Annotated in this window: 12 protein-coding genes; 9 read left to right on the top strand and 3 right to left on the bottom strand. The window is 62.8% G+C overall.

Annotated elements, in window-relative coordinates; all coding sequences use genetic code 11:
• Nucleotides 1–40: 40 nt before the first annotated feature.
• Nucleotides 41–1030, bottom strand: a complete 990-nt coding sequence (locus tag AACW30_RS06880; protein ID WP_200624565.1) for a GntR family transcriptional regulator — start codon at nucleotides 1028–1030, stop codon at nucleotides 41–43.
• A gap of 348 nt (nucleotides 1031–1378) precedes the next feature.
• Here AACW30_RS06880 and AACW30_RS06885 point away from each other — a divergent pair, with 348 nt between their 5' ends.
• From AACW30_RS06885 to AACW30_RS06925, 9 genes are all read left to right on the top strand, one after another.
• The gene (locus AACW30_RS06885) at nucleotides 1379–2710 is read left to right on the top strand and encodes an amidase (RefSeq protein ID WP_200624566.1); all 1332 of its coding nucleotides are present in this window, start codon (nucleotides 1379–1381) and stop codon (nucleotides 2708–2710) included.
• Nucleotides 2711–2721: 11 nt separating this feature from the next.
• Entirely contained in the window at nucleotides 2722–3600 is an 879-nt protein-coding gene (locus tag AACW30_RS06890; RefSeq protein WP_124416516.1) for a polysaccharide deacetylase family protein, read from the top strand.
• Nucleotides 3601–3630: 30 nt separating this feature from the next.
• Entirely contained in the window at nucleotides 3631–4971 is a 1341-nt protein-coding gene (locus AACW30_RS06895; RefSeq protein WP_106579452.1) for an MFS transporter, read from the top strand.
• Nucleotides 4972–4981: 10 nt separating this feature from the next.
• Entirely contained in the window at nucleotides 4982–5743 is a 762-nt protein-coding gene (locus tag AACW30_RS06900) for an SDR family NAD(P)-dependent oxidoreductase (protein ID WP_200624567.1), read from the top strand.
• A 138-nt stretch (nucleotides 5744–5881) separates the two neighbouring features.
• Complete coding sequence (locus AACW30_RS06905; RefSeq protein ID WP_169368292.1) at nucleotides 5882–6631, top strand: SDR family NAD(P)-dependent oxidoreductase; 750 nt, start codon at nucleotides 5882–5884, stop codon at nucleotides 6629–6631.
• Between the two features lie 13 nt (nucleotides 6632–6644).
• Nucleotides 6645–6941 carry a hypothetical protein gene (locus AACW30_RS06910; protein WP_200624568.1) on the top strand — a complete coding sequence of 99 codons (297 nt, stop codon included), beginning with the start codon at nucleotides 6645–6647 and terminating at the stop codon, nucleotides 6939–6941.
• Nucleotides 6938–7912 carry a CobW family GTP-binding protein gene (locus AACW30_RS06915; protein WP_200624569.1) on the top strand — a complete coding sequence of 325 codons (975 nt, stop codon included), beginning with the start codon at nucleotides 6938–6940 and terminating at the stop codon, nucleotides 7910–7912. The genes AACW30_RS06910 and AACW30_RS06915 overlap by 4 nt, the downstream gene beginning before the upstream one ends.
• Nucleotides 7909–9081, top strand: a complete 1173-nt coding sequence (locus AACW30_RS06920) for an ABC transporter substrate-binding protein (RefSeq protein ID WP_106579447.1) — start codon at nucleotides 7909–7911, stop codon at nucleotides 9079–9081. Before AACW30_RS06915 ends, AACW30_RS06920 begins: the two co-directional genes overlap by 4 nt.
• A gap of 253 nt (nucleotides 9082–9334) precedes the next feature.
• Nucleotides 9335–11671 carry a putative bifunctional diguanylate cyclase/phosphodiesterase gene (locus AACW30_RS06925; RefSeq protein ID WP_200624570.1) on the top strand — a complete coding sequence of 779 codons (2337 nt, stop codon included), beginning with the start codon at nucleotides 9335–9337 and terminating at the stop codon, nucleotides 11669–11671.
• A gap of 190 nt (nucleotides 11672–11861) precedes the next feature.
• Here AACW30_RS06925 and AACW30_RS06930 read toward each other — a convergent pair whose 3' ends face one another.
• Entirely contained in the window at nucleotides 11862–14279 is a 2418-nt protein-coding gene (locus tag AACW30_RS06930) for a glucose/quinate/shikimate family membrane-bound PQQ-dependent dehydrogenase (RefSeq protein WP_106579445.1), read from the bottom strand.
• 557 nt (nucleotides 14280–14836) lie between these two features.
• Entirely contained in the window at nucleotides 14837–16855 is a 2019-nt protein-coding gene (locus AACW30_RS06935; protein WP_200624571.1) for a TonB-dependent receptor, read from the bottom strand.
• Between the last annotated feature and the right edge of the window lie 198 nt (nucleotides 16856–17053).

Here is a 17053-nt window from a genome sequence, read left to right on the forward strand (position 1 = left end):
GCGCAGGCAAGCCAGCTCCCACCTTGTGTACCGAGCGCTGTCAGCTGATTTTGTGCAGATAAGCCGGCAATGGCTGTTCCGGCAGCACCGACAACACCTTCAAGCGTTGCAGCATGCGCTGGCGTGCCCGCTGCAAATGCTCACGCAAATTCAGCGCCGCCGCGTCATATGCACCGTGCAGCAGCAGCTCCAGAATCAAGCGGTGCTCGGCGAGCATGGCGGGATCGGCGCCGATCCCCAGTAACCGGTAGAAAATCCGGCTGATGATCATCGGGCTCTGGCCCTGGCGAATCAGCGCGGCGATCTTGCGGTTTTGCAGGCCGGCGAGGCAGCGCTGGTGCAAGTCCTCTTCGATCTGCTCAATGGCTTGCAGGCTGCACTGCGGGCTTTGCTGAGCATCCAGCACGCGCTGCAACATGGCTTCGAGCATGTCTCGGTCGAGGTTCGGCGCGCTCTGGCGCAGGGCTTCGGGTTCCAGGCAGGCTCGCAGTTCGTAGTCCTCGGTGACCTCGCGCGCGGTCAGCGGCCCCGCCAGCCATTGGTAGTAGGGTTCTTTTTCCACCAGGCCACGGTCGCGCAAGCGCATCAGTGCTTCACGCACCACGGCGCGGCTGACGCCGTAATGGTCGGCGGCGGCTTGCTCATCCAGGCGGTAATGACCGAAGGCAATGCAGGTGGACAACGCCGCGCCGATTTCCTCGACGATCCGTTCGCCGAGCGGCCGGGTGTCTACCAACTCGTCATCGCCGTTGAGGCCCAGGTGCGCATGGCTCAAGGGCAGGCGCAGCGGCTCCATGGCCAGGCCTTCGGGGTTGATCAGGTAGCCGCGGCCATTGAAGCGGCAGATCAGGCCTTCGTCGTGCAGCAGGTCCAGCGCCTTGCGCACCGGTACGCGGCTGGTGCCGAACAACTCGGCCAGCGGCGCTTCCAGCAAGACCAGCCCGTGGCGGGCGGTGCCGTTGACGATCGCATCCCGCAACAGCGTGTGAATCATCGCGTAACGGGAGGCCGAGGCGGACACTGCTTTCATCTGCTTCTCTAGGTAAAGAGTTGAAGGGCTTGTAGGAAAGTGGCCGGGGATTCTCTCATAGTTACCCCTGTCACTCTGCGCCACGGTGCTGGCACTTTTTTGGGGCCTTGGCCGTAACCTGTTACTTTTCTGCACCAAAATGTACTTATTAATAAAAGATACATTATTCAATTCAAGGCCTGTGCCCACGCCTTTGCCACTCTTTTTGGTTCCTACAAAACCATCTAGCCCGTAGCTAAAGGCCCGAAACTCGCTTGTGCACAAATGCCGGCAGCAAAGACTGGCACGAAAGCTGCCTTTGTAAAACGTACATTTTATTAATATGTACGTTTTGTGAGGTGCAGCTTGATGTCAGACGCCACATCAATGGCCGAAGCGTTCGCCAGCGGTCGCAGCGACCCGGTGCAAGTCCTCGAACAGGCGCTGCTGCACGCGAGCATGGCGCCCACAGTGTTTATTTCCCTGACGGCCGAGCGCGCCCGTCGCGAAGCTGAAGCTGCCGCCGCCCGTTGGCGTGCCGGGCAACCGTTGAGCGTGTTCGACGGTGTGCCGCTGGCCTGGAAGGACCTGTTTGATGTCGCCGGCAGCATCACGACCGCCGGCGCCGCTTACCGTCGCGAGGCGCCAGCGGCGTTGCTCGATGCGCCGAGTGTGGGCCTGTTGTGCCGCGCCGGGATGGTCAGTCTCGGCAAGACCAACCTCAGCGAACTGGCTTATTCCGGCTTGGGCCTGAACCCGCATTTCGGCACGCCGTATAACCCGAACGGCAGCGATCAACCGCGTATTCCCGGTGGCTCGTCATCCGGCTCGGCCGTCGCCGTGGCCGGCGGCATTGTGCCGATCGCCATGGGCACCGACACCGCCGGCTCGATCCGCATTCCGGCCGCGCTCAACGGCGTGGTGGGCTACCGCAGCAGCAGCCGACGCTACAGCCGCGACGGGGTATTCCCGCTGGCGCACACCCTCGACAGCCTCGGCCCGCTGACCCGCAGCGTGCGCGATGCACTGGTGATCGACGACCTGCTCAATGGCCGCGCGCAAACCCATGTTGCCCGCAGCCTCAAGGGGCAACGCTTTGTGCTGGAGCAAGGCGCACTGGAAGACATCGAACCGGCCGTACGCAATAACCTGCTGCGCGCCGTGGACCTCATCAAGGCCGCTGGCGCGCTGATCGAGGTGCGCCCGTCTGCCACCTTCCAGGCCACGCTCAACCTGATCAAGCAGGACGGCTGGCTCGGCTCATTCGAAGCCTTCGCGCTGCACGAGGCCTTGCTCGACAGCCGCGACGCCGACCTGCTCGACCCGCGCGTACGCCGCCGCCTCGAAGCCGCGCGTTCACTGCCCGCCAGTCAGTTGCTGCACCTGATCGACGCGCGCCGTCGCCTGCAGTACCAACTGGTCGACGAGCTCGACGGCGCCGTGCTGATTACCCCGACCGTTGCCCATGTCGCCCCCCCGTTGGCCCCGCTGGAAGCCGACGACGAGCTGTTCGTGAAAACCAACCTCGCCACCCTGCGCCTGACCATGCCCGGCAGTCTGCTCGACATGCCTGGCGTGAGCCTGCCCAGCGGCCGCGATGCCCTGGGCCTGCCCACCGCGCTGCTGCTCAGTGCCCCGTCGGGAGAAGACGCACGCCTGTTGCGCGTGGCGTTGTCCGTCGAATCCGTAATGACTATTTAAGGAGACACATCATGGCTAAAGACATTCTCTGTGCATTTGGCGTCGACGTTGACGCCGTCGCCGGCTGGCTCGGTTCCTACGGCGGTGAAGACTCGCCGGACGACATCTCGCGCGGCCTGTTCGCCGGTGAAGTCGGCGCGCCGCGCTTGCTCAAATTGTTCGAACGCTATGGCCTGCGCACCACCTGGTTTATTCCCGGCCACTCGATGGAAACCTTCCCCGAGCAGATGAAGGCGGTGGCCGACGCCGGTCACGAAATCGGCGTGCATGGCTACAGCCATGAAAACCCGATTGCGATGACGGCCGAGCAGGAAGAAATCGTCCTGGATAAATCCATCGAGCTGATCACTCAGGTCACCGGCAAACGCCCCACCGGCTACGTCGCGCCGTGGTGGGAATTCAGCAAGGTCACCAACGAACTGCTGCTGAAAAAAGGCATCAAGTACGACCACAGCCTGATGCACAACGACTTCCACCCCTACTACGTGCGCAAGGGCGACACCTGGACCAAGATCGACTACAGCCAGCACCCCGACACCTGGATGAAACCGCTGGTGCGCGGCGAAGAGACCGACCTGGTGGAGATCCCGGCCAACTGGTACCTCGACGACCTGCCGCCAATGATGTTCATCAAGAAAGCCCCTAACAGCCACGGCTTCGTCAACCCGCGCCACCTGGAAGAAATGTGGCGCGACCAGTTCGACTGGGTCTACCGCGAGCACGAACACGCCGTGTTCACCATGACCATTCACCCCGACGTGTCCGGTCGCCCGCAGGTGCTGCTGATGCTCGAGCGCTTGATCGAACACATCCAGAGCCATGCCGGCGTGCGCTTCGTCACTTTCGACGAAATCGCCGACGACTTTATCCGCCGCCAACCGCGTTCCTGACCCTTAGCCCACACCCCCGAGGCGCGATTTATGTCCATCTACAACAAGCTTGACCTGACTGGCTGGAAACCCCGGCAACTGACGTCCCAGGAAGTGCGCTTCGCCACCTGGATCGCGTTTTTCGCCTGGGTGTTTGCGGTGTATGACTTCATCCTCTTCGGCACCTTGTTGCCGGAGATCGGCCGGCATTTCGGCTGGGGTGAGGTGGAGCAAGCTGAAATCGCGACCTGGGTGGCGGTGGGCACAGCGGTGGTTGCCTTTGCCATTGGCCCCGTCGTCGATAAGTTGGGGCGGCGCAAAGGCATTATTTTCACCGTGGCCGGTTCCGCACTGTGCTCGGCACTCACCGCGATCGGCGGAGCGTGGGGCAAGTCGCCGCTGATTCTGATCCGCTCGTTGGGCGGCCTGGGCTATGCCGAGGAAACCGTCAACGCCACGTATTTGAGCGAGCTGTATGGCGCCTCTGAAGACCCGCGCCTGACCAAGCGGCGCGGGTTTATCTACAGCCTGGTGCAGGGCGGCTGGCCGGTCGGTGCGTTGATCGCCGCCGGGTTGACCGCGCTGCTGTTGCCGATCATCGGCTGGCAGGGTTGCTTCATCTTTGCCGCCATCCCGGCCATCGTGATTGCGATCATGGCGCGCAAGCTCAAGGAGAGCCCGCAGTTCCAGGTTCACCAGCGCATCAGCGAGCTGCGTAAAAGTGGCGCCGTGAAAGAGGCGCAGAACGTCGCCGTGACCTACGGCGTGGACTATGACGAACACAGCAAGGCCGGCCTCAAAGCCGCCTTCCGTGGCCCGGCCCGGCGCGCCACGCTGGTGATCGGCGCCGCGCTGTTGCTCAACTGGGCGGCCATCCAGGTGTTCAGCGTGCTGGGGACTTCGGTGATCGTCAGCGTGCACCATATCTCGTTCGAGAACTCGCTGATCATCCTCGTGCTGTCGAACCTGGTGGGGTACTGCGGTTACCTGAGTCATGGCTGGATGGGCGACAAAATCGGCCGTCGCAATGTCATCGGTCTGGGCTGGATGCTCGGCGGCCTGGCGTTCGCCGGGATGCTGTTTGGGCCAAGCAATATGGCGATGGTGGTGGGGCTCTACAGCCTGGGCCTGTTCTTCCTGATCGGGCCGTACTCGGCGGCGCTGTTTTTTATCAGCGAGAGTTTCCCCACCAGCATCCGCGCCACCGGTGGCGCGATCATTCATGCCATGGGCCCGATTGGAGCGGTGGTGGCCGGTTTCGGCGCCACGCAGGTGTTGTCCGCCGGCAGCGACTGGCAGACCGCCGCGCTGTGGTTCGGCGCGCTGCCGTGCTTTTTGTCCGGTGCGCTGATGTTTGCCGCGCGCCATGTGCGCCCGGAAACCGTTCAGTGAGGAGTGTGAGATGAGCCGTAAAGTTGCCCTGATTACCGGTGCCGCCAGCGGCATCGGCCAAGCCCTGGCCGTGGCCTATGCGCGCAATGGCGTGGCGGTGGTGGGCGGGTATTACCCGGCCGACCCGCACGACCCGCACTCCACCGTAGCGCGGGTGGAAGAAGCCGGTGGTGAGTGCCTGATGCTACCGCTGGACGTGGGCGATACCGCCTCGGTAGACGCACTGGCCGCGCAAGCCGTGCAGCATTTTGGCCGCCTGGATTACGCGGTGGCCAATGCCGGGTTGCTGCGTCGCGCACCCTTGTTGGAGATGACCGATGCGTTGTGGAACGAGATGCTCAACGTTGACCTGACGGGGGTGATGCGCACCTTTCGCGCGGCCACCCGGCATATGGGCGAGGGCGGCGCGCTGGTAGCGATTTCATCGATTGCCGGTGGCGTGTATGGCTGGCAGGAGCACAGCCATTACGCGGCGGCCAAGGCCGGCGTGCCGGGGTTGTGCCGGTCGCTGGCGGTGGAGTTGGCGCCATTGGGTATCCGTTGCAATGCGGTGATTCCGGGGTTGATCGAGACGCCGCAGTCGTTGGATGCGAAGAACTCGCTGGGGTCTGAAGGGTTGGCGAAGGCGGCGCGCGCGATTCCATTGGGCCGCGTAGGGCGGGCGGATGAGGTGGCCTCGCTGGTGCAGTTTTTGACCACTGAGGCATCGAGTTATCTGACCGGACAGAGCATCGTCATCGACGGTGGCTTGACCGTGCGCTGGCCTGACTGACCGCACGCGGTGCAAAAAAATGTGGGAGCGGGCTTGCCTGCGATAGCGGAGTTTCAGCCCCACATGTACTGACTGATCCACCGCTTTCGCAGGCAAGCCAGCTCCCACAGGGACCGTGTTTGTTTTAGGAGATTTTGTATGCCTCAACTGAATAATCGACGCGCCGTCATCACCGGCGCCGGCAGCGGCATCGGTGCTGCCATCGCCCGCGCCTACGCCGCCGAAGGCGCGCGGCTGTTGCTGGCCGACCGCAACGCCGCCGGCCTTGCCGAAACCGCCATCACTTGCCGCAATCTCGGCGCCGAGGTGTTCGAGTGCCTGGCCGACGTCGGCACTGTCGAAGGCGCCCAGGCCAGTGTCGACTGCTGTGTCGAGCACTTCGGCGGTATCGATATTTTGGTCAACAATGCCGGCATGCTCACCCAGGCGCGTTGCGTCGACCTCTCCATCGAGATGTGGAACGACATGCTGCGCGTTGACCTCACCAGCGTGTTCATCGCCAGCCAGCGCGCCTTGCCGCACATGCTGGCGCAACGCTGGGGGCGGATCATCAATGTCGCCTCGCAGTTGGGCATCAAGGGCGGCGCTGAACTGACCCATTACGCTGCGGCCAAGGCTGGCGTGATCGGGTTCACCAAATCGCTGGCGCTGGAAGTGGCCAAGGACAATGTGCTGGTCAACGCCATTGCGCCCGGCCCAATTGAAACACCATTGGTGGGTGGGATCAGCGACACCTGGAAGCAGGCCAAGGCGGCCGAGTTGCCCCTGGGCCGTTTCGGCCTGGCCGATGAGGTGGCGCCCACCGCCGTGCTGCTGGCCAGTGAGCCGGGCGGCAACCTGTTCGTAGGCCAGACGCTGGGCCCGAACTCCGGCGATGTCATGCCATGAGCGAGGTGTAGCCATGTGCGGACTCTGCGGCTTGCTCGGTGAAGACCTGCACTGGAGCGACCCTCTGGGCGATGAACTGCCACGGCGCCGCGAACGCTTGCGCCGGATCGCCGCGATCAACCAGGTGCTGGCGGTATTCCGGCTCAAGGTCGAAGACTTCCAGGGCGCGTCTTACCTGCTGTTGGGCGCCACCGGCAAACAGGAATTAGCCAGTGGCCTGGATCAACTCTGGCAGGCGGCGGAAAACATGCTTGGCCGCTCGCTGGATCCGCTCGATCCCCGCTTGCTTGATCACCTGGAGTCATCATGAGCATCGCTCTCAATGTCATCACCGGTTTCCTTGGCAGCGGCAAGACCACCTTGCTCAAACGCTTGCTGCAAGGCGAAAGCCTCGGTGACACCGCGTTGCTGATCAACGAATTCGGCGATGTCGGCATCGACCATCTGCTGGTGGAAGAAGTTGCGCCGGACACCGTGCTGCTGCCCAGCGGCTGCGTGTGCTGTTCGATTCGCGGCGAGCTCAAAGATGCATTGCTCGGCCTGTTGCAACGGCGCGAGCGCGGTGAAATTCCGGCGTTCAAGCGGGTGATCCTGGAGACCACCGGCCTGGCCGATCCGGCGCCGATCCTGGCCACGCTGAACAACGATGTGCAACTGCGCGGGCGTTTTCATATCGGCCTGGTGATCACGCTGGTCGATGCCAGTCACGCCACGTTGCAAGAGCGCCTGCACCCGGAATGGCTGGCCCAGGTTGCGGCAGCCGACCGTCTGCTGCTGAGCAAGACCGACTTGGCCGGCGATTGTGAAGCACTGCGCGCGCATTTGCGGGCACTCAATGCTGGGACGCCGATTCTTGACACCCATGAGGTTCACAGCGGCGATCAGTTGCTGCTTGGCGAAGGCTTGCGCAGCGCCGAACCGGCCGTTGAAGTCAGCCGCTGGCAGCTGCATCAAACCACCACGGCCCGCCACGGCGCGGCGCAAGTATGCTGCCTGACCTTTGACCAACCGCTGGACTGGGTCGGTTTCGGGGTCTGGTTGTCGATACTGTTAAGATGCCACGGCGAACGAATCCTTCGCGTCAAAGGACTGCTCAACGTGAACGCAAGCTCGGCTCCCATCGTCATTCATGGCGTGCAGCATTGCCTGCACGCCCCGGTGCACTTGCCCGCGTGGCCCGGCACCGACCGCCAGTCGCGGCTGGTGTTTATCCTGCGCGGCCTCGACCCGGCGCTGTTGCGGCGCTCGTTCGAGGTGTTCTCACGGCGCTTGGCAGCATGATCACATTACGTGTGCTCGGTACGTCCGTGACCCTGCTGGAATGCTTGCGCGTTCGCGCCGAAAAAGAGCTGGGTATTCGCCTGGTCTATCAGGTGCACGACGTGGCGCAGGCGCAGCGCATCGCCGTGATGCAACCCGACAGCTACGACCTCTACGACCAATGGTTTCACAACGTTGATTTCGTCTGGCCGGCGCGGGCGATCCAGCCTATCGACACGCGGCGCATCGCCTTGTGGCACGAGATCAATGACTTGCCCAAACGGGGTCGCTTGTCGGCCAATGACCGGTTGGGCAGCGGCAGCGTACCCAGCGAGCGCCTGTTCGTGCAGCACGACGGCAGCCTCGGCAGCAGCGTCACCGAGCGCATCAGCATGCTGCCGTTGACCCATAACGCCGACAGTTTTGCCTACCGCCCGGAGCGTTTGCCCGAAGGCTTCAGCCACGGCAATGAAAGCTGGGGCTGGCTGCTCGACCCGGCCTGGAGCGCGCGCACTGCGCTGCAAAGCGATGCCGCGATTGGCGCGCTGGATGCCGCATTGGCGGTGCAGGGGGCAGGGCTGGCGCAGTTCAGGGACATCGGCAATATGAGCATCGAAGAGATCGATGTACTGGCTGACATTCTGGTGCGCAAGCAGAAGGAGGGGCACTTTGCGGCGTTCTGGTCGGATGATGAAGAGGCCGCGCAGTTGATGCTGAGCCCCAGCATTGATATCCAGAGTCTGTGGTCGCCGACCCTGATGCGCTTGCACCGGGCAGGCGTGAAGTATCGGCTGGCGGTGCCCCGTGAAGGGTACCGCGGATGGTTTGGTGGGTTGTCGTTGTCGCGCCATGCCCAGGGGCCGGTGCTGGATGCGGCTTATGCTTATCTCAATTGGTGGTTATCCGGCTGGCCGGGGGCGGTGATGGCGCGTCAGGGCTATTACATCGGTAACCCGGCGCGCACGCGCGATCATTTGAGCAGCGCCGAGTGGGATTACTGGTATGCCGGCAAGCCCGCCCGTGAGGAGCTGCTCGGCAGTGATGGCTTGCCGTTGATCGACGTCGGCGAGGTGCGCGATGGTGGCTCCTATGAGCAGCGCATGGGCCACATTGCGGTGTGGAACTCGGTGATGGATGAGCACAATTATCTGGTGCGGCGGTGGGGGGACTTCATGCGCGCACGTGTGTGATCAGTACGCCCCGTCATTCCCTCAGGGCCAATGCCCCTGCAGCCCTTCAAGCCAAGCGTTTGCCGCCAATAAACTGACAGGCACATCCCCGTCCTTGTTGGGTGTACATATCCCAGCCCCCAGCTAATCTGCTTGAACCAACCATTCATTAAAAACGGATGTTTTTTTGACGCCAGGTCAGCAGCCGCCGGGAATGCGTATGACAAAGGGACGGATCGGCACAGAGAGGCGCGTGCTGCCAGAGGCCACGGCAATGAAGTGGCGCCACACATTTCAGACCCGCATTGCCGGGGTGTTGGCGCTATTGCTGCTGGTGGTCGTGGCCGCGACCTACTTCGCCGTCAAGGCCGCCACCACCCGCGCCGTGGAGAACCAGGCCCAGGTTCAGCTCAGCACCGGCAGCCAAGTGTTCGAACGTTTGCTCGACCTGCGCGGGCGTCGTCTGCAATACGGGCTGGATTGGCTCACCGCCGACGGCCCCTTCAAACTGGCGGTCGCCGAGGGCAACCCCGAAACGGTGATGGCCGCGCTGCAACGGCATGGCACCGGCCTGCGTTCCAGCGAAGTGTTTGTGCTGGGCCTGGATGGCAAGGTGATGGTCAGTACCTTGCCGGTGCTGACACACGGCCAGCTATTCCCATACGACGAGGCCTTGCGTCATGCGCGACGCAGCGGCTTGCAGATGCTTATCGTCGCGATGGACGGCCAGCCCTATCTGCTTGTGCAGGATGTCGTCCTCGACCCGCAGCCCATCGCCCGCGTGGTGATGGGCTTTCCCATGGACAAGCTGTTCGCCAACGAACTGCGTTCCATGAGCAACCTTGAAGTGTCGTTCCTCAGCGTGCAGAACGGCCAGGTCGGCGAGTTGTTCAGCACCCAGCCAGAGGCCTACCGGGCCACCATCATCGATACGCTGCACCAGGCGCCCCTCAACCCCGATGCGCAGATCAACCTGTTCTATGGGCAACGCGTGCTCAGCCAGGTGCTGCCGCTGGCCAACACCGGCGAGGGCGATGAGGTGCGCGTGTTGCTGCAGAGCCCGCTGGACCATGCGCTTGAGTCTTTTGCGCCGCTGGACCGGCAGTTCCTCGGCATCGCCCTGGCGGTGTTGTTGGTGTCGCTGGCCGCCGCGTTGTTGCTGGCGCGCCGCGTGTCACGCCCGCTCAACGCCCTGGTGGAAGCGGCCGAGCGGATTGGGGCCGGTGATTATCGAACACCGGTACGGGTGCGCAGTCACGATGAATTCGGCTTGCTGGCCCAGGCCTTCAATGCAATGCAAAGCGGCATCGCCGTGCGCGAGCGGCAGCTGGCCCATAACGCCCTGCATGATCCGCTCACCGGCCTGCCCAATCGCGCGTTGGCCATGGAGCGTCTGGGCAGTGCGATCAGTGCACAGCGCCCGGTGGTGTTGCTGTACCTGGGGATTGAAAATTACCGGGTGATCAACGAAGGCTTCGGGCCGCAGGGCGTGGAAGAAATGTTGCGTGAGGCCAGCCGGTGCCTGTCCATGTGCCTGTTGGCCAGTGACACCGCCGCGCGGATCGCCGGCAGCGAGTTTTTGCTGTTGCTGGAAAACACCGAGATCGATCGCGCGGTCGCCCGCGCCGACCGCCTGTATGCGCTGCTCACCGAGCCCCAGCGCATCGGCAACGACGAAGTGCGGCATGAAGTCAGCATCGGCATTGCCGCCTACCCGGCCGACGGCCAGCAGGTCGAAGAATTGATCAGCCGCGCCGCCATCGCCCGGCATGATGCGGCGAGCCTGTCCGGGCATCTGCAGATCTACCAGCAAGACCGCGACCTGGCGCACCAGCGCCAGATCACGCTGATCCGCGACCTGCGCCGCGCGGTCGTCGAAGGCGAATTGTTCCTGTGCTACCAGCCCAAACTCGACCTAATTCATGGCCACGTACGCCAGGCGGAAGCCTTGCTGCGCTGGCAGCATCCGACGCTGGGCCAGGTGTCGCCCGCCGAATTCATTCCCTTGGCCGAACGCACCGGCAGCATGCGCAGCATGACGCTGTGGGTGATCGAGGAGGCGATCCGGCAGATCGCCGAGTGGGCAGGGCGCGGTTTGCACATTCAACTGTCGGTCAACATTTCGGTGGACGACCTGGCCGATGACGACCTGGCCATTCGCGTCACCGCCTTGCTGATGCAATACGGCGTCGCGGCGCAACAACTGACCTTCGAGATCACCGAGAGCGCGATTATGCACAACCCGCAACAGGCGCTCAGCGTGCTGGAGCAATTGCGCAGCTGTGGCATCAGCCTGTCGGTGGACGACTTCGGCACCGGCTATTCATCCCTGGCGCAGTTGCAGCGTTTGCCGGTGCAGGAATTGAAGATCGACCAGTCGTTCATCCGCAACCTCGACAGCGCCAGCGGAGACGGCGTGATTGTGCGTTCGACCATCGAAATGAGCCACAACCTGGGGCTCAAGGTGGTGGCCGAAGGTGTGGAGTTCGAGCCCAGCCTGAAGCTGCTCAGGCAGTGGAAGTGCGACACGGCGCAGGGTCACCTGATCAGCAAGCCGTTGAATGCCATGGCGTTTGAGATGTGGATGCGGCGAGAGCGGGTTGCCCTGTAAACCCCCTCGCCTGAACACCCCTGAACCCTGTGGGCGCGGGCTTGCCCGCGATGGCGGCGTGGCAGTCAAAAAATCTGTTTCTGTTGCACCGCCATCGCAGGCAAGCCAGCTCCCACATTGAGTGAACATGGACACAAAAAAAGGCGGCTACCCATCAGGTAGCCGCCTTTGTTTTACCGCGGGTTAACACTTAGTCCGGCAGTTTGAACGCCATCACATAGTCACCCTGCTTGGTGCCCAGCGAGCCGTGACCGCCAGCCATGACCAGCACGTACTGCTTGCCGTCCTTGCCGGTGTAGGTCATCGGTGTGGTTTGCGCGCCTGCTGGCAGGCGGCCTTCCCACAGCTGCTTGCCGTTTTTCACGTCATAGGCACGCAGGTACTGGTCGAGGGTGCCGCTGAGGAAGGACACGCCACCGGCGGTGGTGAATGTCCCGCCCAGGCTAGGCACGCCCATGGTCAGCGGGATTGGAACCGGCGAGCTGTCGCGCACGGTGCCGTTCTTGTGCATCCAGATGGTCTGGTGGTTGGTCAGGTCGACCGCCGCCACATAACCCCACGCCGGAGCCTGGCACGGCAGGCCCAGAGGCGACAGCAGCGCTTCGAGGATCACGCCGTACGGCGCGCCTTTGTTCGGCTGTACGCCTTCGGTTTCGCTGACGCGTGGACCTTGCTTGGCAATGTCGGCAGCCGGGATCAGTTTCGATTTGAACGCCATGTAGCTCGGGTTCACGAAGGCAATCTGGCGAACCGGGTCGACGGAAATGCCACCCCAGTCGAACACGCCGAAGTTGCCTGGGTAAACGATCGAGCCTTGCAGCGATGGCGGGGTGAACGGGCCGTCGTAGCGCATGGATTTGAAATCGATCCGGCACAGCATCTGGTCAAACGGTGTCACGCCCCACATGTCGCGTTCTTTCAACGGCGGCGGCATGAAGTTCAGGTCGGACTTCGGTTGGGTAGGGGAGGTGTGATCACCGGCCACTGCGCCTTGCGGTACAGGGATTTCGTTGATCGGCACCACAGGCTGACCATTGGTGCGGTCCAGCACGTAGATGCTGCCTTGCTTGGTCGAAGCCATTACCGCTTGCTTGACGCCCTGTGCGGTCTTGATGTCGATCAGGCTAGGCTGGCCGCCCACGTCCATGTCCCACAGGTCATGGTGAGTGAACTGGAAGGTCCACTTCACGTGGCCGCTGTCGATGTCCAGAGCAGTCAGGCCGGCGCTGTATTTTTCCGAATCTTCGGTACGGTCGCCGCCGTATTGGTCCGGCATCTGGTTGCCCATCGGCAGGTAGAGCATGCCGAGTTTTTCATCGACGCTGAACATGGACCACATGTTCGGCGAGTTGCGGGTGTAGGTCTTGCCCTCGGCCAACGGGGTGGTGTCGTCCGGGTTGCCGCTGTCCCAGTTCCACACCAGCTTGCCGGTGTGCACGTCGAACGCGCGGATCACGCCGCTAGGCTCGTCGGTGGAAACGTTGTCGGTCACGTGACCGCCGATCACGACCAGGTTCTTGGTCACGGCCGGTGGCGAGGTGGAGTAATAACCGCCTGGGGCGAAGCTGCCGATATTGGCACGCAGGTCGACCTGGCCTTTGTCACCGAAGTCTTCACACATTTTGCCGGTGTCGGCATCCAGGGCGATCAGACGGGTGTCGGCAGTCGGTACGAAAATGCGTTTCGGGCAGACGGCGCTGACCGGAGCGGTGCTGGCACTGCCGGTAGGGCTTTGCTCGGAAGCGTACACGGCGTCATCGTGATACGACACGCCACGGCAGGTCATGTGCGCCCACCCTTTGAAGTTCGCGGCACCTTCGGTGCTGATCTTCGGGTCGAAACGCCAGATTTCCTTGCCGGTGTCCGGGTCCAGGGCAATCACCTGGCTGTGCGGCGTGCACACGTAGAGCATGCCGTTGACTTTCAGCGGGGTGTTTTCTGCGGTGGTTTCACCGGGATCGCCTGGGCCAGGGATGTCGCCGGTGCGGAAGGTCCACGCCGGTACCAGCTTGTGGGCGTTTTCCGGGGTGATCTGCGCCAGTGGCGAGTAACGATCACCGAAGGCCGAACGACCGTAGGAGTTCCAGTCGCCATCGGCCTGGGCCGGTGCAGCGCTGGCCATGCCAGGCACGGCGTCGCGGTCGAGCTGACCGGTCTTGACCATTTCACCCGGGTTGGTGAATTGGCTGGCCAGGGCGGCAGCGCCCGCCAGCACCACGGCCACGCTCAGCGCGCCAGTGCCCAGCGGCGCAGGCTGGCCGCGCAGCAACGGACGGCGAAACCACGGCAGCAGCAAGACGATGCCCAAGGCGAACAGCAGGGCCAGGCGCGGCACCAGTTGCCACCAATCCAGGCCGACTTCCCACAGTGCCCACACGGTGCTGGCGAACAGCACCAGTGCGTACAGACCCAGCGCAGCGCGGCGGGTGGCCAGCAGCAAAACGCCGGTGAGGGCGATGCCAATACCGGCCAGCAGGTAGTACAGCGACCCGCCGAGCATGCTCAGCTTGACGCCGCCGGCCAGCAAGGCCAGCCCCATGATCAGCAGCAAGATCCCCAGCAGCCTGGGCAGCAGGCGGCTTGGGCTTGAAGCACCATCAGTGCTCATAGTGTGTTTCTCCGTGACGTTGGAATTATGTAACCCCGTGCTTCACTGTAGATGACGATTCGGCGCGGGCTTGGTTCAGCGTTAATTTGGTTTTTCTGGGGATAAGAGGGTTATCCACAGGCGGGCGATTTATTCCCGTGCGCAGGTCGGTATAAGACAGCGCTGTCTCTGAAGAGGGGTAAGTTCGGCAAGGTGGGATCGACCGCAGGCATGAAACGTTTCAGTTTGTTGCGGCAAGGATAAAGCGCCTTCTCGAATTGAGAAAGGCTAAATCGAGAGATGCATCATTTCAGTTCTGGTAACAGTGACAGAACGTCGCTGCAAAAATGGCTGCGCAACCCCAATTCCCAAGTTGGATTGAGAGGGTGGCGTGCTGGTTTGTCGTGGCGAGCGGGCTTGCCCCGCGTTGGGGCGCGAAGCGGCCCTGATCAATGAGAAATGCGGTGTATCAGGTACAGCTCATTGACTGATTTCAGGGCCGTTTCGCAGCCCAACGCGGGGCAAGCCCGCTCGCCACAGGAAGCACTTTTGCTACAAAACCGATCCCAAAGGGGGCGTCAGAAAGTGGTACGCACACCAAATTGCACACTGCGCCCCGGCGCCGGTGCGATATCGCGCAGGATCGAGCTGGCATAGCGTACGGTCTGGTTGGTCAGGTTTTCGCCATTGACGAACGCCAGCCACTGACTGGCGCCGACGTTGAAGTGATAACCCGCGCTCGCGCCCAGGGTGGTGTAGCCATCGGTACCGCTCTCGTTACTCGGCACACGCCCCTGGCCTGCCGCATGTTCGACGTCGATCCGCGCCTGCCAGCGGTCCAGTTCCCACAGCAAACCGCTGTTCAAGCGCAGCGGCGCGATACGCGGCAAGGCTTCGCCGGTGTCCAGGTTGGTTGCGCGGGTGTAATCGCCTGACAGCTCCAGCGCAAACTTGCCGTAGGCACTTTCGCCGAGTTTCCAGTGATCCTGGGCTTCGAAACCTGCGAAACGTGCACGCACGCCCGAGTACCTGTACTCAGGGATGCCGCCCGCGTCCTCTTCGCCGTCATCGTTCAGCGTACGTCCGGTGCCCAGCAGCCCGATGTAGTTGGAGAAGCGGCTGTAGAACACCCCGAAGCTGCCCTTGTGGGTGCCATTGTCGAAACGCAGCGCCAAGTCGCTGGACACGGCTTTTTCTTTTTTCAGGTTGGCATCGCCCAACTCATAAGTGCCGGTGGCGACGTGGGCACCGTTGGCGTACAGCTCGTAGAAGGTCGGCGCGCGCTCGGTGTAGCCCAGGGTCGCGGCCAGCGACCAGACCGGCGTGAGCCTGTACACGGCGCCGGACGACAGGCTGCCGGCGGTGAAGTCATTGGTTTTATCCGCATTGGCGAAGCGCGCATTGCCCTTGGCGTCCGGGTCGACGCTGGTGTGTTCCAGGCGAGCGCCGAGGCTGAGTTTGAGGCGCTCGGTGGCCTGCATGTCTTCGAGGATAAACAGGGCGCCGGCGTTGGTGTCGGTCTGCGGCACGAAGGCTTCTTCGCCCAGGGCCGAGAATTCGTTGCGGGTCACTTGCGCGCCGACCACGCCATCGAATGGGCCAATCGGCTGATGGCGAGCTTCTACGCGCGCCTCGTAACCCTTGTTCTTGAACACCGTGCCGGTTTCGCCGCCTTCGATTTCGCGATGTTCGTAGTCGGTGTAGCCCGCGTCGAGTTTCACCGAGGTGAACGGGCCCTGCAGGTCGCGGATTTCGGAGGCGAAGGCGTAGTGATCCTGCTTCATGCGGATGCGCACGTCCTGCTCGGCAGGTGAGCCGTAGTTTGCATCGTAGTTGCTGTAGGACAGGCCGGCGTAGCCGTCGTCCCAGGTGTAGGAACCACCCACCGCGCCACCGTCCTGGCGCCCGTCGCTGTTGCCCAGGCGGCCATTTTTGCCGGGGCCATCTTCGGTGTCCGGGGCGTGGCGGCTGCGCGCAAAACCGGGGATTTTCAGGTCGTTGAATTCCCGCGCGTTCGCGTCCAGGTGCAAGGCGAAGGAGCCGTTGCCGGCCTCCAGTTTGCCGGCGCTGCTGCGGGTGGTGTCGGCGCCGCCGTAGCGCAATTCACCGGCACCGTGGATGCCTTCGATGGCCTCGGTGGGGATGCGGTTGTCGAAGGTGTTGACCACGCCGCCAATGGCGCTGCCGCCGTACAGCAGGGCGGCCGGGCCGCGCACGATTTCAATGCGCTCGACGTTGACCGGGTCCAGCGGCACGGCGTGGTCGTAGGACAGTGACGAGGCATCCAGCGCGCCCACCCCGTTGCGCAGGATACGAATGCGGTCGCCATCCTGGCCCCGAATGATCGGCCGGCTGGCACCCGGGCCGAAGTAGGACGAGGACACGCCCGGTTGCTTGTTCAGGGTTTCGCCGAGGCTGCCTTTTTGTTGCAGGGTCAGGTCATCACCTTCCAGCACTGTGGTCGGTGAGGCGAGCTGTTCGCTGCCCAATGGATTGCCGGTGATGACTTGGGGTTGCAGTTCCAGGGCGTGGGCTTCGGAGCAGATCAGCGCAGCGGCGGCAAGTGGGGTCAAGCGCCAGAGAGAAGAGAGGGACATCGAACATTCCTTGGCAAAACGGCACAAAAAAGAGAAGGCTGAAACGGTATCGGGTCAGTTACTTTTGATATTTATAGTTACAATATAACATCTCTTTTTTCGCTGAAAAGGGGAACTTTTCTCCAGGGTCTATATTCAATGCAGTGCTTCCACCTGTACGCCCCGTCGGCTAAGGTGCGCGGCTGTGTTTCCTCTTAG

The sequence above is a fragment of the Pseudomonas sp. MF6747 genome (genome assembly GCF_963890955.1).
Lineage (GTDB): Bacteria > Pseudomonadota > Gammaproteobacteria > Pseudomonadales > Pseudomonadaceae > Aquipseudomonas.

Coding starts and splice junctions, on each gene's coding strand:
- AACW30_RS06880 (WP_200624565.1), bottom strand. CDS start 1,030: ATGAAAGCAGTGTCCGCCTCGGCCTCCCGTTACGCGATGATTCACACG.
- AACW30_RS06885 (WP_200624566.1), top strand. CDS start 1,379: ATGTCAGACGCCACATCAATGGCCGAAGCGTTCGCCAGCGGTCGCAGC.
- AACW30_RS06890 (WP_124416516.1), top strand. CDS start 2,722: ATGGCTAAAGACATTCTCTGTGCATTTGGCGTCGACGTTGACGCCGTC.
- AACW30_RS06895 (WP_106579452.1), top strand. CDS start 3,631: ATGTCCATCTACAACAAGCTTGACCTGACTGGCTGGAAACCCCGGCAA.
- AACW30_RS06900 (WP_200624567.1), top strand. CDS start 4,982: ATGAGCCGTAAAGTTGCCCTGATTACCGGTGCCGCCAGCGGCATCGGC.
- AACW30_RS06905 (WP_169368292.1), top strand. CDS start 5,882: ATGCCTCAACTGAATAATCGACGCGCCGTCATCACCGGCGCCGGCAGC.
- AACW30_RS06910 (WP_200624568.1), top strand. CDS start 6,645: ATGTGCGGACTCTGCGGCTTGCTCGGTGAAGACCTGCACTGGAGCGAC.
- AACW30_RS06915 (WP_200624569.1), top strand. CDS start 6,938: ATGAGCATCGCTCTCAATGTCATCACCGGTTTCCTTGGCAGCGGCAAG.
- AACW30_RS06920 (WP_106579447.1), top strand. CDS start 7,909: ATGATCACATTACGTGTGCTCGGTACGTCCGTGACCCTGCTGGAATGC.
- AACW30_RS06925 (WP_200624570.1), top strand. CDS start 9,335: ATGAAGTGGCGCCACACATTTCAGACCCGCATTGCCGGGGTGTTGGCG.
- AACW30_RS06930 (WP_106579445.1), bottom strand. CDS start 14,279: ATGAGCACTGATGGTGCTTCAAGCCCAAGCCGCCTGCTGCCCAGGCTG.
- AACW30_RS06935 (WP_200624571.1), bottom strand. CDS start 16,855: ATGTCCCTCTCTTCTCTCTGGCGCTTGACCCCACTTGCCGCCGCTGCG.